Source organism: Anaplasma phagocytophilum (assembly GCF_023476575.1).
In the GTDB taxonomy this organism is placed as follows: Bacteria; Pseudomonadota; Alphaproteobacteria; order Rickettsiales; family Anaplasmataceae; genus Anaplasma; species Anaplasma phagocytophilum_A.
Map to the genome: position 1 here is coordinate 1 of NZ_JAHLEX010000114.1, position 3,200 is coordinate 3,200.

The 3,200-nt window shown below is 34.3% G+C and carries 1 protein-coding gene; it reads right to left on the minus strand.

The window, feature by feature from the left end; genetic code table 11:
• Positions 1-364: 364 nt before the first annotated feature.
• On the minus strand, positions 365-2,623 hold the full coding sequence (locus KPX09_RS04820) for a hypothetical protein (RefSeq protein WP_249549235.1): 2,259 nt from the start codon (positions 2,621-2,623) through the stop codon (positions 365-367).
• Positions 2,624-3,200: the final 577 nt, after the last annotated feature.

The window sequence follows — 3,200 nt, forward strand, 5'->3', positions numbered from 1 at the left end:
AAAACTGACTTAAGATATGACAGACATCCCTCTCAGACTGCGTACTCATTCTATGCAGCTTTCCTTCCGTAGATGTACATAAACTGATAGATGCAGTTCTTGTGATAACTTACTCCTATTATCGAAGAAAAACATTTCTATTATAAAGTAATGGTATAAAATCTAGCTGATTGATTCAAGTCATAACTTTTGCATTTGATATATACAACAGCTAAATCTGAAACAGGCCCCACTACTTGGAGCTTGTTTCAGTTGAATATCCCCATTCCAAACATACCTCCTGCTGCGTTCTCTATGCATTCTTCAGCAACTCTATACGTAAAAATATTTTGATACATTACTCTATTAATTCAGCTTTCATTACTTAAATTGCTACATTCTTCTTCATCGTATCCAGCGCTATAGAAGACATTTCTTCAGTTTTAGGAGATACAGCAGGCATCTCGCTATTTTCTTCTTCCTTAGAAGGAATAGGCGTTTCTTTCTCTGGGAGGTATAGCTGAGGGCTATTTTTTTCGTCCTTACGTATGGTCATCAAGTAGTTTACGTCAGCATCAATTCCTCCATATACAAGAATCAGATAGTACATAATTAAGGCATAGACCGAAGCTATTGCCACTATTATTGCAGGCAATGCTATTACGTATGCAGCATATAGTGCCACAAGTGTCCAGACGACAGCGGAAGCAGCGATTATATAAGGGGTCTTGCGAAATAATCGGTGCTTTAATGGTCTGTGAGAGAAGGTTTTAATAATTTTTTTGCGTTCTGCATTATCTAAATTACATACTTGATATAGATCTTCTTCCTTTACACATGCAGGAGCATCGGATTCTAGAAAAGTTATGCTGCTATTTTGTACCTTATCATCTTTTTTTACTGTAGAAAGATTTACTGAATAGTGTTTAAAGTTATTGTTTATGTCCTCGAATAATTGATGAACGCAATTTCCATCATCAGAAAAAATAGTATCATTAGGTAATTCTGAGATTTCAAGAAGCTCCTCGGTTGACATATCTACTGTCTTGTAATTTCCCATGAGTTTAGTAAAGTGTTTCGCTGACGCCAGAGCTTGTGCATTTTGAAGGAATTTTTCTATATCATGTACTCTTGGTAATATACTCTCATACGCTAATTGCGGTATATAGTCATGGTCGAATAGTATGACTTCAGGCAAGTTTGTCCTTAACTTCTCGTCAATCCCATTACGTGCATCCTGATAGAATGATCTGCTATGAATTTTTCCACAAGCTTTCTTCAATTCCGCTATAAATACATCCCAGTTCAAATGAGGAACCATTTCCTGTATTGACGTAAAAATGTTTTGTATATCTTCAAGCAAAGCAAGCTCTTCCAGAGATAATGTTCCTTCTTTAGATGGGTTTAGAATATTTGATTTGTTAAAATACAGATTGTCTTTATCTATCTTTTCAAATCCCAAATTCAATAAGCGGAGTTTTCCATTTTCTACTATTATTTCTTCACCAGTGAATCTTTTTCCAGGATACAAAATAAGGGAGATAGCAGCTAACCTCTCTAACCCGAAATCTGTATTATATTGTAGAGGTCCCGTTATTTGCAGGTCTAGACTTTTCAGATTGGATATCATTGCGATGATATCTTTTCCCTTCAATTTTATAAAATCACGAATGTCGCTCTTCCTTAGATTATTAGAAATGCACTTTTCTGCTTCAGTAGCTTTTAGAAACTCCTGTATGATTCGGCGTAACTCATCACTATAGTTCACAAGTGGATGAAAGCATTCTACAGCCGCATCTAATAGCATTTCTCTTTTTTCATCTTTTGTATATCTGAAAAGCAGAAGATAAGTAATTAGTGTGTTATACGAAAGTTTTAAGGCACTTATTCCCCCTACCATTGTAGTTAAGACGACATGAAACATAGAAAGATAGTCTTTCATAGCTATGGTATGCAGTTCTTTTAGAAAAATAGGGTAATCTCTATTTTGCAGTGCTTTGTACAAACCTGAATTCTTTGTTATAAAAGACGTTGTATACGAATATTCATCTTCGGGATGTCTATCATAGTTGTCTACAGCAGTGATCCAAGACGCGTACAGTAGCCTGAGAGCTTCGTTCTCATTCAAATCTACTACTATTTCATCATTAAAATTTTTTGCTAAATTACTACATGCAGCAACCGCCAATTCCGTTGCAGTTTTTCTTATCATACTCCTGTTATAACTTAGTAAGGTAAGCGCATTGTCCACATTGTAGTTCAAGCAAACTCGATGAATTTCGCTTAAAGTACCTTGTATCTTAAAGCCATGCCCGGCTCTATCAAGGTTGCAAAAGCCCTTTAACTTTGTGATATGCTCTTCAATATTCAGATCCGCAGGCAAGTAATTATCTGGCATCAAAAGATCGTATATAGGATCACAAATTAGGGCATAGCAAGTTTCAGTACTCAACTTGCTCCCATTATGCCGATTTACATACTTTTCCATTTTTGTGGAAAAGAGAAAAAGATCCCCACACTTCCTTAGATCTTCTTCCGCCCATTTATTAACCTTTGAAGCTTCGTTGACAGCAGGGTAATAAACACCCTTGCAATCTACGCCATTTCCTTTTTCCTTTCCTTTCGCAACCAAAGTAACGCTCATCGTAGCTCCAGAGAAAAATAATTATTATATTTAATAAAGTGCTAATTTTTTTAACGCAAGACCGATGATAATATTATTATATTAATAGTATGCAATATGATTAAAGTTATTTTAAAAGCAGATTATCTACGCATTACGCACTTCTCTATAGTCTATCCCCATTAATAATTGTTGAGAAATTTTCAAAATCACAATGCAATATTTTCACCGCTTTAGTAGAGCATATAATCGCTATACAATATTGCTAAATATGAAAATCTTTAAAGAAAGCTCAGTGAAATCAAAAAAAATCATTGATTTAATTTCTTAAATGTTATCTAATAAGTTTACTTTTATTTAATAAATTAGATAATGCTTAGCTTACCACAAGAGAGAGCATCTTCTTGTATGTGTTCTATAACTTATATGCATTTAGAGAGTACATCTACTATATGTAGCAGAAGCAAAGATATTGCATTTTTACTCTTGGCATGTTAGACAACGCGACATGTTGATTTTATGCAATATTTATAGAAATCGGAAAGTATTATTAATGTTAGGATTTAGAGTAAAAGTTAATAAATTAGGTTACCTAGTA

Coding starts and splice junctions, on each gene's coding strand:
- KPX09_RS04820 (WP_249549235.1), bottom strand. CDS start 2,623: ATGAGCGTTACTTTGGTTGCGAAAGGAAAGGAAAAAGGAAATGGCGTA.